This window comes from Serratia sp. T13T92 (assembly GCF_047530105.1).
GTDB lineage: Bacteria > Pseudomonadota > Gammaproteobacteria > Enterobacterales > Enterobacteriaceae > Chania > Chania fonticola.
Window position 1 is genome coordinate 1 of the sequence record NZ_JBLJAK010000050.1, and the last position, 16744, is coordinate 16744.

A 16744-nucleotide genomic window follows, 5' to 3' on the forward strand; every position below is an offset into this window, starting at 1 on the left:
AAACACAGCAAAACCGGCGTTTTTACGTATAACTCATCGCGATGCTGCACCATCAGGGGGATACGGCGCGCTACGTTCATGGCTAGGCGCTCTCAAAAGAAACGATCCAAACTCCTAACCATGAACACGACACATAGCTGCGATTGTAGTGGTCAACTAATACTGTCGATTTATCGACAAATGGCTGCATTATCTGGAAGCAAAGAAAGTTTTCTCAATAGTACACTTCTAGATTGCTTTCTCTGAGACTGTTCAATACCCCTCTGTTGTTGTATCAACTCGCCGATAGAATGCTCATTCTCAAGCCACTGCCTCCATGATTGCTGCAACGTCTGCTGTTCAGAAAGCTTAAAACGAACTAGCACATGTTTGATACCCTGTTCAGCCAACATATGGGCATTTTTATCAAACTCCTGGGTAGCGAGGAGCACCTCCCCTTGTTTAAATTTTTCAAGAAAATCGGGCCAGGCACTGGCACCGTCATAACGATATTGCACGCTAAAGTCAGGGAATTGGACATCTAGGTCTACCCTATTGCATTGACCGGGCTGCCAGGTAAACTGCATTTGTTCAGCAAAGTTCATACTGTTAAACACCGTAGCCTTTTTTTTGCACAACAGAGTTAGTCTTGTACCTGTTGGAAATATTCGGGTTCCTTCTGGTACTGTTACAGGCTCACTAACAACATCAATATTATGTTGTTCATTCTCAAGCTCAATTTGCTGTTGTCTGAGTTGCATAATCTCTTCGGTGAGTTCAGCTAAGCGGTCATCATTATGCGTGTTCTGGCGGTCTGTACGGTCCAATATGTCGTCAGGAGCAAGTATATGGCGTACCAGATTCAGGAACTCAGGCGTCACACTCAGCGTTTGTCCGTTAAATTCCCCAGTCTGCGGCCCATGATCGGTGACGATGAACAACCCTTTTGCAGGCCCCTGCATAAAGTCGCTTATATATTGCCAGGCAAGTATGCGTTGAGAAGCGTGATCCTGCATACCAATGTTCTTACGCATCGGCCAGACAACGTTGCTTTGCCATGCGGTATTTAACCAGCAACTGGAACGGGCTACAGCGTGAGAGAGGAGCATGCTAGCATCGCTTTTATACAGCGCCCAGACTGCGTCGATACCAAGCTGTTGACGTTGCGGAGCCAAAGTTTGACGTAACCTTTCATAGTTTGCGAAAAGCGTAATCAATGGATTGCTGCTTTCCACCTCAGACTCTGGCGTAAACATACCTCTGGTGAGCTCTGGACTTAACGAGGCCTTGCTAAGAGCCTCATTAGACGCTGCGCTAAGCGAGCCGCGCCACATCTCCCAGGCATGAATCTGCTCATTCAATGGTCGATCTGGCATGAGTTTTTTCGGACCGTGAAGCCACCTTGTGAAAACGTTTCTCATCCTTGTATCCGTCTCTTGCAATTTCAGGAGAGACTCTGCCCCAGAGGACATTGTTTGCAATCTTGTAAACCGACGCAGTTCGCTCAACCAGGGCTGAGCCTCTTCTGTCGGAATATCCTCAAGTTCATCGCTAATACGCTGAGCAAACCGGATAGCAGGACTATCTCCTCGGCTTAAGGCGATAAGTTGACTCTGAGATTGAGAGTGGGGTTTGATATTTTGCAGCGCCTGCGAGACCCCTAACAACAGTTGTCTCCAAGCATCCTGACGTTTGGCAGGTAGTGTTTCAATAAAACGCACTAGAACAGGATCTGGTTGTTTTAAATGACTTGCACGGTTGAACTGTGCGATCCACTGCTTGATCCGCACGTCGCCCTCACGAGTCCAGACCCCGGACAGTGACGTAGCAGCAGTATTTTGTTGCCAAAAATCTTTGAGCTGAACAGCCGGTAATGATGCCTCCGGCGCTAATAGCCATGGCTCATGCTTGATGCGTACACTATCCTCTTGTGTCCAGTTCCCTGATGGCGATGAGCGCACAATGTGTTGCGGCCAAAAATCCTTGAGCTGGACGGCCTGTAACGAAATTTCCGGGGCTAATAACCATTTCAAGGTGGGGTCGTGGTTGAGCAACGTTGACAGTAAGCGTCGTAGCGCAGCGATATGCTCTGTCCCCGAAGGCTGTTGTATCATCCAACGCTGGAGTACCAATATTTCCTGCGGCGATAAAGTGTGCTCCGTTGAGACTAATTGCCATTCACTTATTGTACTGTCTCTTTTCTTTAACTCCTCAAGCGTTTCACCATCACGCATACTTTGCAAGGTGATGATGGTTTGTGCCAGATCCAAAGCCATCTGACGCTGAGTCATTGCTGAGGCGACAATAAACTTCTGCTGATAACGGGCCACCATTTGGGGCATGTTTAACAGACGTGGTGATAATTTTGTCACCAATTGTTGTTCAATCTGATGATACTGTTCACTAAGTACTAGAGAAAATGGCCAATAAATCAAAGGAGATACATAACGGCTTTCATTGCGTAACAGCACTTCCACCAACTCCGGTGGAGCAAGTACTGAGGTATCATGATGCATAAGCGCAGCACTTTTAATCGCACTGTAACTGAGCGCTGCCACGCATCCCAACAGCAGTAGGCTGGTGAGAGCAATTCTACGCATTTTACTCTGCCGCCAGATAACTTCGCGAGAAAGACTAAAGGCGATGAAATGGCGGGTGAGCAGTTCCTGAACGAAATACGATGTGCGTTGACGTTTATTCTGAGCTTGCTCTTCACTGCTAGTGAACCATACACCCGCGAGCGGGGCCTTGGTAAAGTAGGTGTCAGGCTCACAAAGTGAAGTTATAAACCTCCATAGTGGAGCTTGTAATTGATCAAATTTTTCAGGAAACTCCAGCAATTCGTATTGAGTATCTGTAATCATCGGTGTGCCAGTCATACTGAGGCGGGCAAGATCAAATCCTTCTTTCAGTGTAGTAAACAATGGCAATAGCGTTGTCACATCATTACTGTCAATGTTGGGTGGAGAATGCCAGTAATATCCGAGAGCCTGCTGTTGCTGAGTCCTGGATAGCAGCTCAGCCCATTGCTTGAAGGCGGGATACTTATCGCACTTGTTGATCGTAATATAGATTGGGAGTTGGTACTTGAATCTGCTGATTAACTGCTCAAGTTGAATGCGGATTTGGCGTGCTTTGAACTGCAATTCGTTAATGTCGCTATTAATCAGATCGCTGACAGAAATGCCGATCACAACGCCCGCCGGGGTGGGAAGCCGGACGATCCAGCGAGCCAACTTGAGCCATGTCCGATCAAATGAGCCCTTGCCGCTCAAAAAGCGACTAGAAAGGTCGAGAAAACAGACATTTTGGAAAAACCACCATCTGAAAGTCTGCGTTGGCACGACACTGCTATCCTCCATGCTACTTGCAAACATCGGCAGACCGGCACTAGCCAAGAGTGACGATTTACCACACCGCTCCCCCATCATGATATACCAAGGCATAGCGCGGTTTTTCCGCTGAAGGAGTCTGAGTGTCTTCGCGCCAGCTCGCCAATTTTTGAACAGGACCTGTTCCCGGCGTGTCAGGCTGAACGCCTGAAAATAACGGTGTATCTTTTTCTCTTTAACCACTAAAGATACCCATAATAGAAACGACCATGAGATCAATGAAACCAAAAGAACGCACAGCCAAACGATAAAAATCGTCGAGCTTTTCCAGTTCAACGCAACCCCCGCAATAAAACAACACAGCAGGATAAGACATAACAGCAACAGCCAGCCAGCGAAGGAGAATAATTTTTTAAACATGTGATCTTATAAAAAGTAAAGGGTATGAACGAGTAAAAGGAAGCCATAAAACAACGTAATACTCAGAAGTGCACACTTCATGAGATGTCTTTCCGATAAGGGAGATCGACGTTGGGGAATCGTGACTGGTGTGATCGCTTCATTATTAGGCCATTCTTGCCAGTTTTTGGGCAAACAACGCTTTCGTTGTTGTTCGATCACGGTGGCGAGGTCGTCCGCATCCTGTGTGCCATACTTTCCGTGAAAGCCACATTGCAAACAAAACAGATAGACGCTCCTGGCCTGTTGGTGCTCCTCTTCCAATTTGTTCAACCGATTGAAGAATTCATTGCCGCCAACGGTGGTCTGGAAGTATCGGCGCTGCATTAAGTTGGTACGCCAGCGCTGACTTTCGCGGAGTGCTGAGCTCAGAATACGTTCATCAAGCCAAACCACCACAGCAAACAGCGCGTCATCCCTTTCTCTGTCCGAGAGTTCCAACTGCAATGCGTCTTGTACGGCTTGCTCGATAGATCTAATGCATTTCTGATGAAAATGGTGATAATCAGAGAAATCTTCGGTGTGATATTCAAGTCGCGCAACCAAGGTGAAAACGGGGAGGTAACAACACAGTAGTCTCATGATGAGGGCACCATCAACACGAGTTGAACCTGCAAATCATCCGGTGCTTCAGCCCAATAAAAGGCAATATTCTGATATTGTTCGATGCTGCTCCACAGCGACTCATGCTGATTAAGCTGAAAATAAATCACATTTTTCTGGTTCGGAACTCCACGAGGCGGCATGGTCATCATATTGGCCGTGATTCCTGGTAAAGCATGCTGGATCAATCCGCCAATATTATGACGTGGAGCAATTTTGAATGCCGAGGTATCAGGGACCCACGCAGAAGAGACTCCCTGTGTCTTTGAATTTAAAAGCAGTAACACCGACTGAGATGGTCGGGTAAGTAGCTCTGTGATATCGGCATGAAAAATGCGTTGATCGTCTGGTTGCAAGGAAATGTAAGTATTATTTTCCAGTACCAGACTGTTCAACTGGGTGATCAAGGTCTTCTTCGCGCTGTTGAAACAATCCATTAAATGGGAGTGATCGTAGGGCAGCAATGTCGGTTCGCCCGTAAAAGAACAAACATCATTAAAAGAAGAAAGCTCGCCGACCAATTGTGCTAACAGACCATACATGTGCCATGGATGTAAGGCTGGTGTTTTGCAATAGTGATTGAACATGGGGAGCGCCCGGTTTAATGCGTGCATCGCCAACAGCTGGACCAGGTTGTCCGAGCCTCCCACTGCACTTAGTCTTTCCGGCTGTTTGTACTCCTCAAGCCTATGTGCTCTGCCAGCCAGCTCCGCGAACAACCCTTCAAGCATTCTTTTTAGTGTTGGGAAGCCACCTAGCGTGACAACAGGCGGACTGAATGTAGGATCAAGTATCACACGATCGTTGTCATGGCACAGGCGCAACAGAGGTAGGAACTCATAATCACCAGCAGCTATTTTTTCATCTTCGCCGAAAATGCGAACATGGTAAACAATCCGCGAGATCTTGCTGTCAGGCCCGTTGTGATAGACGTCTTTCATCACCTCATCGCTATTATTAATTATCCAACGGCTGTGGGTAAAAGAGGTCATATCATTAGCTACATTCGTCTGCGTGGGATCAAAACGGCGCAGAGCTAGCCATAGCATGAAAGGTTTTTCACGCGCCTTCCAGGCATCACGAAACGAGTATGGTTCAACCTGGCAGTTACCAGGGTATTCCAGGTAATGCCCCGAGGGCAGAATGGCACGTAGATTATCGATTTTCAGCACAAAATCAGATAGTGCTTCATAGTTGATATCCACACTGACAATCCCTGTGTTCCATGGCTGAGTGAGTTGTCGCTGACGCGCCAGCATATGGCTGTGGTGTAAATCGATAGATTGGAAATGCTGAGGCTGAAGGTAAAGCCCCGAATACCAGTAAATCTGTTGCTCTTCAGAATACATGTTGCCTCTGTTAGTTTGCTGACTCAGTGAGAGCTACAGCGTTTTCCAATTTGTATAAGTCAGCCGCCGATGTAGAAACTGCAGGACTATATACAGCGCCGTTGATACGGGTGATACTGTTGCTACCCAGCGTGATGTCAATTGTAAGCGGTGCAAGCGTTGACTCTCTCTCTGGCCACCACCATCCCTGACGGGCGGTGGTGATAGGTATTGCAAACAATGCCATATGCTGTTTTCTGGGGAACGGGTAATAACCCGCCACAATCGCTACTTGCCGGGTATTCTCACTACGGTCAATATGCAAAGTCGTATACTGTCCTGGCATCGCGACATATCGGTCAACCTTTAACAGCCCCTCTATAGCAACAGCACCACCAAATAGGTTTTTAAGCTGCGTCGGGCTGGAGAGCAACGTGTTAAGTGAACTGGCGTTCTGAGCCTGGATCACCAGCAATGTGCAACTGTTAGCCATCCAGTTCCAGGTGTTAAGCCCTGGTTCAGCCTTCACATTCAGTATGATTGCCCCTGCCGAAAAGGGCGCTTCAACCTGCGTTATCGTTTGAGATTCTGTTGTTCCTGAACGCGGATCAGCACAGCCGCCCAGGAAAAAAATCAGCGTCACCATCAATAAAGGGGTTAGGACTTTCATGATTTATCTTGTCCTTTTAGTACATGGTTAATGTCACGCAAGCTGTTACTGTCGGTGAGCATTTCTGCCAGCCATTCCGTCAGTGTCATATTTGCCCAACGGGCAGCACGCTCCATCAGGAAAGGAACGGGACTTGAGGGTTCGGATTGTCGGAAAAAATGAGCAATATCCAACATCTGATTGATAGCAATATTGCGCGACATTCGCAATTTGTCAGCGGGCAAACTATGTTGAGTCACGGTGCTGGGCTTTTCGCATGACACGATAGCATCCATGAGACTAATATCGCTGTCGATAGGCATATATTGCTGCATCATACGGCGCAGAAAACTCAGCATATCAATTAAGGTCTGGCGGGTTTGGCTAAAGAGAGCATGGTTCTCTTCTTTAGTGAGTGATAAATAGCAGTCATCCAGCTCATTGAGTTGTTCAAGTATTCCTGTCAATCGGTCTGCCTGTGGGCTGATGGCAGTAATACAAAATGAGGCGCTCTGCTGCTCAAAGCTCTCGAGCGTGAAGTCCCCCTCCTCCATGACCAACTCATCCTTCGCGTGTGGCTTGGAAGACACCTTGTGTTCAAATGACAGCACTTTGCGCCAGTGTGCCAGCGAGGAAGACTCGTGCTGCAGAAGTGGACAGGTATACATAAACTGGCTAATGTCGCGGTCAAGCCTGCTGAGCTTTGCGTAACGGATGGTTCCGCCATCCTCATCAAGTTCCGGCCAACACTGCTGCCAGAAACGTGTCATAAATTCGCCAAGAAAGCGCAGCCCGATAGCAATACCGTCAATACCCTGTAAGTGGGTTTGTGCTTCAACCAACCAACAGCATAGTTGCAGATCTTTGCTCTCCCGTGTGAGAGCTAGTGAGCAAAGTTTGTGCACTTTTTCCCAGTCAGCACGACGTGGCGCTGAAGCAGTCCATTCACCGCCGTGTAAATAGTCTGGGTCACTTTCCCGCGCTTGACGGATGTCGTCATAGATCGGTTCATATTCAAGGCTCTTGCCCCTAGGGTTTTCCTCGGTGATCGGCAAGAGTAGCGCTGTCATGTCGAGTTCAATTGATAACATAATTTATCCCAATAGCACGTGAGTTGAGCCGGTGGTAATTATACCGCCATGGGCACAGGCATCGCCCATGCGCGCTGCTGGCTTGTTACCGATGAGCACCTTTGTGCTCCCCTTCACGATGCTGTCTTGAGGGCCAGTGCAAACAGCAAGACTACCGACTGTCGCAGCAGGTATTCCCTCAATCAGTACCGTTGACACACCAGGAGCGATGATTGGCCCACCTACGTGTGGGATGGGATACAACCCAGGCGACACCATTGGGCAGGCATGCATATCTGAAATACGGGCAGCGGGTTGCTCCATTATTTATTTTCCTCATTAATCCATTGTGTTAACAAATTACGAGCGCCTTCCTCTGGGTTATCTGTGCTTTGAATTACCCACATGAGCAACATGCAATGGCACATCTGCCGACTAAGTTGTGAGTCTGGAAAAATGGGTTCAAGTCCTTCCAGACTCATACTCCCCTCGCTCCAGAACAACGAGAGACCAAGTGCACCTGTCGGTGTATCAAAACCCTGATCCTCCGCCAGATGAAAGATCCTCCATCTTAGCGAATCACTTTTCTGGACTGACCAGTTACGTATTTCATCAAGCAACTGGCCATCTCTCGTCCTTCCTAACGCTATTATCTCGGCAACCCAGACACATAACATGGCTGGGTCAACCTGTTCTGTCCACAGTTGGAGGGCCTGCTCCCACCTCCCAGAGCTGACAAGCTGCAAGGCTTCATAGCCCCAGCAGTCTGCGACGGCAGAGGGGTAAATACGCTGTACTGACATTGTCATTCCTTAACCAATGTTGATTATTCCACCTTGGATCCGCACCATGCCTTTGCCCATAATCTTGGCCATCGCACCTTTCAACTCTGTTATTGAAGATCCGTCTATTTTGATGATATTACCACTGAGAGTAATTCCTACTGGTGTAAGGACAATCCGGGAAGAACCCACTTTCAGCGTAATAGATTTGTTTGATTCTATAACACAGGCTTTTTTGGTCTTGATGCTACAGCCTGTGGTCGTGAGGGTGTAATTACCGTAGACTTGATGCTGCAAATGCCCTTTTTTTAGTACTAAAGTCTCATTACCTTCAGTGATCTCGGTGTCACGATCGGCGCCAATTTTACAAATCACTTTGCGATTCACCAGACTGGTCCAGTCATTCTTTACCGTTAGCTGGAGGTCTTTTTGGGCGGTCATAGTCAGTTTTTCTGCGCCTTTCGTATCGTTAAAGCTCAGACGATGCCCTTCTTCCATACCGCCCTTGCCGGAACTGCGCGATACGAACCCCGATTCATTTTTTTCACCCGGAAGGGGGAAGGGAGGGCAATTCTGACCGTTGTAGACAGTGCCAGTGACCAGTGGAAAATCCGGGTTACCCTGAATAAAGCTGACGAGTACCTCACTGCCAATACGCGGTAAAAACTGGCCACCAAATCGATTACCTGTCCAGGGCTGGGAGACCCGGACCCAACAAGAGCTTGTGTGGTTATGCTGATTTTCGTTATCCCACGGGAATTGGATTTTGATACGGCCATATTCGTCGGTGTGTATCTCTTCGGAGGCAGGGCCCACCACTTTGGCTGTCAAAACGCCCGCAATATCTCTTGACTGGCGGGAGCAAATGGGATGCCAGACGATACTGTCATGCAATGCTTGGATCATGCTGTTGCAGTGGCTGACCCCTTGCTCAAAATTATTGGTAGCATCAATAGTCAGTTGATGAATACGATAACGCCCATTGTCAGTCGGGTGCTCTCTAAATTCGAAGACCTCTCCGCAACTGAGCCAGTGAGCATTTACCTGTGCCTCGAAAAAACGGGTGTTGGCTTCATAGGCATCGATAATTTTTTTTGTCATGCCAATAACTTGGTCGCGCTCGCCGTACGGCGTAATATCCGTATGGGTAACGTGATTAGCCTGAGGATATTCCTTCATGGATGTTAACTTGTGTGAAATATGGGCGGCTTGTTGCACGTTATACCCCGTCAGCATTACGGCCTCGGGGATAATTGAGGTACACGAGGACCAGCGGTCAATGTTTCCGGCTGTCAGTATATTGCCATGGTGATGCCAACACAGCGTGGAGGAACTTTCGGGGTGCGCCGCCGGATGATCGGCAAGAACCAATTGATGTTGCGCTTCACTGTGTGTGAAAAAGTAATAAATTCCCTCTTCTTCCAAAAGACGGCAAATAAAATCAAAGTCTGATTCTCTATACTGCATACAGTATTCACGCTTCGAGTAAGCGCGCCGCAATTGTATATCCACTGCGGAGATGCCCTGCTCGCTGAGCAGCGAGCTGACGATATCAGGTACAGACATGTTCTGCCAGATACGCATCGACCTGCCAAGACGCAGCAGCGCGAAAGCAGGCTCCAATGTTAGCGTACACAGAATCTGATTATCTCTGTCTCGATTGCAAGTGATCTGTGTGATAACGCCGTGTACATGTCGTTTAGGCAATTGATATTCACCTGTGCCGATTTGACAGGACACTGGTTTACCGTGCAAAGCCGCAATGTCATTTTCATCCAGTTCGGTCAATGAACGCAACTGGTAGATAAAAGGAGCAGAAATTGATTCTTTGCCCGTTAACGAAAGCAAGAGTAGGTCATCGGCAACGACACCTTTCCATTGCAGAAAGTGACTGTGTTGCATTTCTCTAAATTGCGCTTTTACATTCATCTCTCAGCTTCCGATTAAAGATTCACAAACAGGCAGACAAACCTGACGCACCGACATTGCATCACTCTGGCTAATAGAAGCACTGAATCCGAGTTGACCTGCACCAAGAGGAACCGCTTTGCTATGTTTTATTTCGAGGTAAATAGAGAAGTCCAACACAGGACCAACGTATTCGCGGATACGTTGCCAGATTTCGTGGTAGTATTTTCCGTGAGGAATGAAATACTGCGCAGCAGCCTGCTCCATTGGCCCTAATATCACGTCGAAGTGAGACTGGATATCCCAACGCACAGAACCAATGATTGGAGCACTTTCCAGTTTCTGGCCAAAATGACCTAAATAGCAGCGTTCTTTTTGACTTACTGGTAACCATTTGCCAGTAAATGGGCGAATTTGCACAGGAACGTTAAAGTAATGACTAAGCCACGACTCCAGGTTAACAACGGTCCTTACCGGTGAGGAAAAAAGATGTGTGTAACGTTCTGATGCTGCCGTTAGAAATCCCGTACAAGCTTGTGTAACCTGTTGCACAAGTGGCCTAGCATCAAATTCTGCCTGCGCATAGAGATGGTTCTTTTGCCACGCTAAATAGTCGAGACAATAAAGTCTATGATCGAACATATCCAGAAAGGCTTTGGCACTATCGTCACCATAACGGTAATGGCGCGCTATCATCCACTCAGTATAGGCCGTCGGTAACGCCCCCTGCACACCTGTCAGTCCATTTTGCCATAAGGTGACTTTGAGTCGTTCTTCCGGTAATTGACGTACGATATTCGCAACCTGGCCATTCGGGTTTTTCAGTGAAAGCATCGATGCTAGCGACAACTTCCTGTCCAGTATCTCAAGCATGGGCGTTTTGCCATCGCGAAGTTTACGAAGTAATACTCTGATTTGCTGGTAGAAACTGAATTTGCTGGTAATGCGGGTTAAATCCACGACAGTCTCCCTACCCGGATCGGATAAGTGTGACGAGTATACGGCTCATTTTCGATTAGCGTAGTCACGCGACTAAAACTGTTGACGGGAGCATAGAGGCCGAGGAAATGGTCGAGAAAACAGCATAGTAGATAATATTCAGGCTCATGGAGCATGTCCTGATGGAAAATAAGTGTCATTTCGACGCCTCTGGCAAGCGAATGGGGGTCATTCGAATTTAGCCGCGCAGTCACCGGCTGGACCTTAATGTGGAGCAGCATGTCGATCATATGTGCAATCTGCGGAAGCTCCTGAACGTTATATAGCATTAAGGTTTCGCGTAAAATAGTTGCCCCATCTGTACCCCCAAGCGACATATGATTGATGGATAGTTGAGAAATCAGACGCCACTGCAACGCATTACTAGCAGGCGGCATAATAGGGCGGGTTGGCCGGTTCAACGCGAATATTTTTAGTGCGGCAAGTGGCATATCTCCGTCAAAATCGCCTTCTGGATGACCATTCTTCATCTGGCTAGGTAGCGAGTGATTGGTGCATGAAAGGCTGAGCGTAACAATATCACCGTCTGATGTGGCAACATCAGTGGTTGTATTGGCAAAAGCAATAAACACTTTGTTATCTGTTCCCTTCTCTGTCACGGTTTGACGCTTAAAGCTTTGCCAGTACATCTCAGCCCCCTCGGGCTGGCGCGTATGCTGAATACCCAACAACGGATGTACCGGGCGTATGACGATATTGTCATTCCTCTTAGTCTGAGCAACCACATCGTTGATGGCCCAGATGTCAATCTTATCCTGCAAGCGAATATCTGGTATCACAGGGTATTCTGCTGTTCTTTCATTGAGCATGATAGGCTCGGCACATTTAGTAAACAGGTTCACAGCTGGCGTACAGTGCAGTCTGAAGAATTGCTCATCAATGAGTTCAGCCAGCATCTCCAGATGAGACTCCAGATACGTGCGGTTAAACACTACCGCAAGTTCGAACGTCGTATTGGCCGAAGCACTGAACTGTTTGGGTAACTGAAAATCCAGAAAATGAAACTTCTGTGGAAAAAAGAAATATTCCTGCAGTAAAGCATGAACTGGCGCTATTCTTGGGTCTTTGTCCAATACCCCCTCTTGAGCCTGAAAGCCTACCGGACCTACCGCATTACGTTCTAGAGAAAAATACTGCTCGCCGTAATATAGAGTCAGCGATTTTATGGCCGAACTTAACAAGGTATAAATAATATTCACAGCATTATTGGGACCATGCAGAAATACGCGTAAATTGTCGCTTTTGAGCGATGCTCCGGACCAAACATCAAATCGCAGATGCAGACTCCAATTCATCCCATTTTTATCAAAAAAAAACCGCGCATTACTAATCGAAAGAGGAAGAAGTGTGACGGCATAAACAGTTTGAAACTCGCAGACCGCCTCACTAATATGACGTGAAAACAACGACGTCCCAGCAGGGATAGTCGTTTTTTCGGTTATCCCACTCTTAAACCTATCAGGCTCAATAACCAAAATACAAGTAGACGGAATAGTTCGAAGAAACTGAGGGGCAAGTGTCGTGAGAAGCGCATTTGCCAATTCAGGCATATCGTCATCTAATCGTTGGTGGATCCGTGCAGTTAATAAGGCAAAAGATTCTATGAGTCTTTCAACGTGAGGATCTTCCGAACCTCCGTCAACCAAGCCTAACCGTCTGGCAATTTTAGGGAAGCGATGAGCAAATGCTTTGCCATGCTGTTTCAGAAAAACCAGCTCCTTCTGATAGTATGAAAGCAGTCTATTCATACAAACGAAATCCTATAAGCACAATCATCCCATACTAGTTGAAAAAATATAGTTTCTTCCCGATACTGCGCCTGTATGTCGAAAATGACTTTAACCGGCAGAGAAGAACTAACTTTCACCACGACCTCAGTAAGCCGGGGTTCAAAGCGATCTAATACGTCTTTTATTCTTTGTTCTATAACCAGTTTCCGCTGTTCGAATTCAGTCAATCCCGTCATTGAAGTATTAATTCCGTAATTTAAAACAGAACCGTTAACAAAGGGAACCCCCTCAATAAATGCTAAGCGTGAGCATGAATAAAATAGCATCTTAAGCTCATTAAATAGACAGTCTTTATTTTCATTTAGGAAAAAATCCTCGTCCCTATCAGGGTTGTTATCACTGAGAAGTTGCAATAATGATGGCATTTTAAACTCTCGAAAAATAATAATAATCACTGTATTTAACGTTATTACTTAAGAGCCTTTTCTGGAATGTCGTATTTGATAGGACCGATTTTATCCAAGCTTGTGTCCGTCGCATTAGGCACGTTAAAGGTCACTTCCACCATCCCTTCAAAATCAAAAGAAATATTCATAAATAGTTTCTCACGCATTTCAAAGCGTATGTAATTAATACTGCAGTTATTATAAACAGTGCGTTGTATTTCATAATCCTTGTCAAAATGGTCTGAACCACGATGAACAATTGTTATCATGATTTTTTTGTATCCACGCTGTAAATATTTTTCATACAAATTGCTACTATCTTTTGTCACAAGAATAGAAGCATGGACAGATTCAAAGTGGGCGCCATCTTTCCCTGAGTAGGAGGACAGCCCCTCTGGAGAATAAGCCTCCATCCAGTTTTTGTATTTTTTCTCTTCAGAGGAACCAGATACCACCTTATTGTCAATTTTAATTTCAATAAACTGACAGTCTTTCAATTTTGCCATTATCAACACCTATTTATTAATGATATTAGACAGTTACTGTTGCAGGTAAATTTGCGACTAATCGCAGAGACATACTCAATCCCTCAAGCTGAAAGTGAGGTTTTAGATAAGCAATGGCACGGTAAGCTCCAGGAAAACCAGGTACTTCTACGACTTCAACACTGGCTTCGCGTAACGGATGACGAGCTTTAGTTTCCGGCCCAGCATTATCAGAGGCTACAACGTACTGCATTAGCCATTTCTGCAAATATTCTTCGCATTCATTACGCGACATAAAACTGCCTACTTTATCCCGCACTATAGACTTCAGATAGTGAGCAAAACGAGATGTCGCTAGAATGTATTGTAACTGTGTGGAAAGATGGGCGTTAAGATTTGCCTGCTCAGAATTATATTCACGTGGTTTGTTGACCGATTGTACGGCAAAAAAAGCAGCATAATCCGTACCTTTGCAATGTACCAAAGGGATAAAACCAAGGTCAGACAACTCTTTCTCTCGACGGTCAGAAATGGCAATTTGCGTTGGGCACTGCATCAAGCGCTCACCGTTTTCAGCAATGTAATGGTAAGCTGGCAACGCATCAACTAGCCCGCCCCCCTCGACGCCTCGGATAGAGGCACACCAGCCATACTCTTCAAAGGATTGTACAATGCGCCCTGCCAATTCATAAGCAGAGTTGACCCACAGGTAGTCAGAACCGACCGTACTTTCCCGCAAGTACTCAGTAAAATTAAATGTGTCTACACTCACTGTTTTCGCCCCATAAGGCATACGCCCAAGGACTTTGGGAAGCGTCAAGCCAATGTATCGACTATCTTCCTTTTGCCGGAAAGTGCGCCAACGAGCGTAATCACTGGTATCGAAAAGTTTTGCCAGATTGCGTGGCGCCTGCATTTCCGAAAAATCGTTCATCGAAAGCATTCCGGGCGCTATAGAGCTAAGAAATGGCGCGTGTGCTGCTGCAGCAACATGGGAAATATGCTCCAGCAACTCAATATCCTGAGGAGTGTTATCGAATTCAAAATCGCCGACAAAGGCAGTAAAAGGCACTCCACCAAATGTGCCATATTCACTTTCATACACACATTTAAATAACGTTGACTGATCAAAGTCAGAAGCAGACTTAAAATCTTTGCTTAAATCTTGCTTGGTACATTGCAGCAACCGCACCTGAGTATTATGCGTGGTGCTTGCCTTGACGAGTTTATGCAGCCCACGCCAGGATGACTCTCTACGCTGAAATTCCGCTGCATGAATGATAAGGCTGATTTGCCTCGATAGCAGCTCATCGATCGCAGCAATGCGATCTTCAATGCTACCAATAAGATCGCTGGAGACAACAATTTCGCCAGAAACAACCTCAGTCAGGAAATGATGCAGCTGCACTTGCATACGATACCGATCAGACTCTCGGCGGATCGCCTGAGTATTATCAATAACACGGTTCAGATAACCCTCGGTAATCACTGTTGGCATTGTCTGGATTAATTCGGATTCGATAGTCATCACTCACCATCCTTTGCTTTACTTGATACTGATGAGATAAGTTTAGGTTGTTGCAGCAGTGTTAAAAGATGCTCTTTTAACATTTCATTACTGGCAGCACGGTTACGAAGATCGCACAAACCCTCCCTCAGTTCGACAAGTTTTCTTAGTGGTTCAATTTGCCATGCAATATGATCTGGAGAGAAGTTGTCAACATGGTTAAAGTAAAGGGAAATCGGCAGTTTCCCCTCTTTGCCCGGTAATATACTGTCGACAAGAAACTCGGCCTGTGGTTTCATTGACGACATGATCTCGTTGAAATTATCCTTATTAATATTAAGAAACTTACGTTCACGCAACGTATTATCAGATCGCGTAAAATCACCAAGCACACCGATGACCAAAGGTAATTCCTTGACCTTTGGTTCATCGCCTATTTCTACGTCGTATGTAATCTGTACCCGAGGGGACTTATTTTTATTTAATTTGTGCTGCGTGCTGCTCATACCTGATTCCACAAATAGGGGTACGCTGAAAAATCAACATTATTATTGTCAATAATTTGATAAAAAATAACTACTGAATATATCAATGATTAATAAAAACCATAAGATATCAATAGATTGAGCTGATAAGTATACTTACTAAATGTCAACTTTTGTTCATTTATTAACCAAGCCCTATGGTGCCAGATGGAAAGTAGAGAGATAGTCGCAAACTTTACTTACAAAAATCTCTTTATAAAAATCATAGTATTGTAGTTTCCCCAAAAATTTATACATTTTCTATTTAAAAAAAATCTTACATAAGTCAATGTGTTGCAATATAACGACTATAAGTTACAGCAGAAAAAGCACATTTTTGATGAAGTTGTAGTGCACTGTCTGTGCTAACACTTCAGCGCTGCTGCCTCACCATATCTAATATCCAGCATCACATCAACGCAGTCAGGCGCTGGTTATCCTAACTTTATCCACGGTGCTTATACCCTACGGTTGCGCTTACACACCCATAAAATTATCACGTATGCAAGGTGAGCCTACTGACGCAAAAGCACTTTCCCTCTAAGCTGCAGACTATGTTCAATGTTCAATGTTCAATGTTCAATGTTCAATCAGCGACCGGAAAAATTTTCTTACATATTGATTATCTGCAGGGGTAATTTATTACCTCCTCAATCAAATTTTATTTTATGCAGAAAAGGCGAAACATCAAACGCATACAAACAGAACGTGTAATGAATCCATCAATGGAATGTTCAAAGTCTTTTCTGACAAATGCACCAGGTAATTGCTGGAAAATAGGCATCATTTCGCCATAAACATTCCATGCTTCTTCAAGCACTGTCGTGTTAACTACGTTGATACGGACCTCTCGTAGCAGTTCGTGAGCCACAAACAGTATTTTTTTTACTTTTCAATATTTTTTAAATAGAATATAATTATAATATCACATTAGTGAGTTGTA

At 45.7% G+C, this 16744-nt stretch carries 14 protein-coding genes; all 14 read right to left on the reverse strand.

Annotated elements, in window-relative coordinates; translation table 11 throughout:
• Nucleotides 1–170: 170 nt before the first annotated feature.
• Genes ACMV5I_RS25570 through tssB form a run of 14 tightly spaced genes read right to left on the reverse strand, consistent with a single transcriptional unit; the run spans nt 171 to nt 15783 of the window.
• Nucleotides 171–3731 carry a type VI secretion protein IcmF/TssM N-terminal domain-containing protein gene (locus tag ACMV5I_RS25570; RefSeq protein ID WP_414825547.1) on the reverse strand — a complete coding sequence of 1187 codons (3561 nt, stop codon included), beginning with the start codon at nt 3729–3731 and terminating at the stop codon, nt 171–173.
• Nucleotides 3732–3737: 6 nt separating this feature from the next.
• The gene (locus ACMV5I_RS25575; protein ID WP_414825548.1) at nt 3738–4352 is read right to left on the reverse strand and encodes a DotU family type IV/VI secretion system protein; all 615 of its coding nucleotides are present in this window, start codon (nt 4350–4352) and stop codon (nt 3738–3740) included.
• Entirely contained in the window at nt 4349–5722 is a 1374-nt protein-coding gene (gene tssK / locus ACMV5I_RS25580; RefSeq protein WP_414825549.1) for a type VI secretion system baseplate subunit TssK, read from the reverse strand. The genes ACMV5I_RS25575 and tssK overlap by 4 nt, the downstream gene beginning before the upstream one ends.
• Nucleotides 5723–5732: 10 nt before the next feature.
• Nucleotides 5733–6371 carry a type VI secretion lipoprotein TssJ gene (locus tag ACMV5I_RS25585; RefSeq protein ID WP_414825550.1) on the reverse strand — a complete coding sequence of 213 codons (639 nt, stop codon included), beginning with the start codon at nt 6369–6371 and terminating at the stop codon, nt 5733–5735.
• The gene (tssA, locus tag ACMV5I_RS25590; protein WP_414825551.1) at nt 6368–7441 is read right to left on the reverse strand and encodes a type VI secretion system protein TssA; all 1074 of its coding nucleotides are present in this window, start codon (nt 7439–7441) and stop codon (nt 6368–6370) included. The genes ACMV5I_RS25585 and tssA overlap by 4 nt, the downstream gene beginning before the upstream one ends.
• Nucleotides 7442–7444: 3 nt before the next feature.
• A complete protein-coding gene (locus ACMV5I_RS25595) occupies nt 7445–7744 on the reverse strand; it encodes a PAAR domain-containing protein (RefSeq protein ID WP_414825552.1) in 300 nt (99 codons plus the stop codon).
• Nucleotides 7744–8223: a DUF6931 family protein gene (locus tag ACMV5I_RS25600; protein ID WP_414825553.1), complete on the reverse strand. Its 480-nt coding sequence runs from the start codon at nt 8221–8223 to the stop codon at nt 7744–7746. The genes ACMV5I_RS25595 and ACMV5I_RS25600 overlap by 1 nt, the downstream gene beginning before the upstream one ends.
• Nucleotides 8224–8232: 9 nt before the next feature.
• The gene (locus tag ACMV5I_RS25605) at nt 8233–10131 is read right to left on the reverse strand and encodes a type VI secretion system Vgr family protein (protein WP_414825554.1); all 1899 of its coding nucleotides are present in this window, start codon (nt 10129–10131) and stop codon (nt 8233–8235) included.
• A 3-nt stretch (nt 10132–10134) separates the two neighbouring features.
• Nucleotides 10135–11070 (reverse strand): type VI secretion system baseplate subunit TssG, encoded by a 936-nt coding sequence (gene tssG, locus ACMV5I_RS25610; RefSeq protein ID WP_414825555.1) that lies wholly within the window; start codon nt 11068–11070, stop codon nt 10135–10137.
• Complete coding sequence (gene tssF / locus ACMV5I_RS25615; RefSeq protein ID WP_414825556.1) at nt 11061–12857, reverse strand: type VI secretion system baseplate subunit TssF; 1797 nt, start codon at nt 12855–12857, stop codon at nt 11061–11063. The genes tssG and tssF overlap by 10 nt, the downstream gene beginning before the upstream one ends.
• A complete protein-coding gene (locus ACMV5I_RS25620) occupies nt 12854–13264 on the reverse strand; it encodes a GPW/gp25 family protein (RefSeq protein ID WP_414825557.1) in 411 nt (136 codons plus the stop codon). Before ACMV5I_RS25620 ends, tssF begins: the two co-directional genes overlap by 4 nt.
• 44 nt (nt 13265–13308) lie before the next feature.
• Nucleotides 13309–13791, reverse strand: a complete 483-nt coding sequence (locus tag ACMV5I_RS25625) for a hypothetical protein (RefSeq protein ID WP_414825558.1) — start codon at nt 13789–13791, stop codon at nt 13309–13311.
• 25 nt (nt 13792–13816) lie between these two features.
• On the reverse strand, nt 13817–15298 hold the full coding sequence (gene tssC, locus ACMV5I_RS25630; RefSeq protein ID WP_414825559.1) for a type VI secretion system contractile sheath large subunit: 1482 nt from the start codon (nt 15296–15298) through the stop codon (nt 13817–13819).
• A complete protein-coding gene (gene tssB / locus ACMV5I_RS25635; protein WP_414825560.1) occupies nt 15298–15783 on the reverse strand; it encodes a type VI secretion system contractile sheath small subunit in 486 nt (161 codons plus the stop codon). The genes tssC and tssB overlap by 1 nt, the downstream gene beginning before the upstream one ends.
• Nucleotides 15784–16744 lie beyond the last annotated feature (961 nt).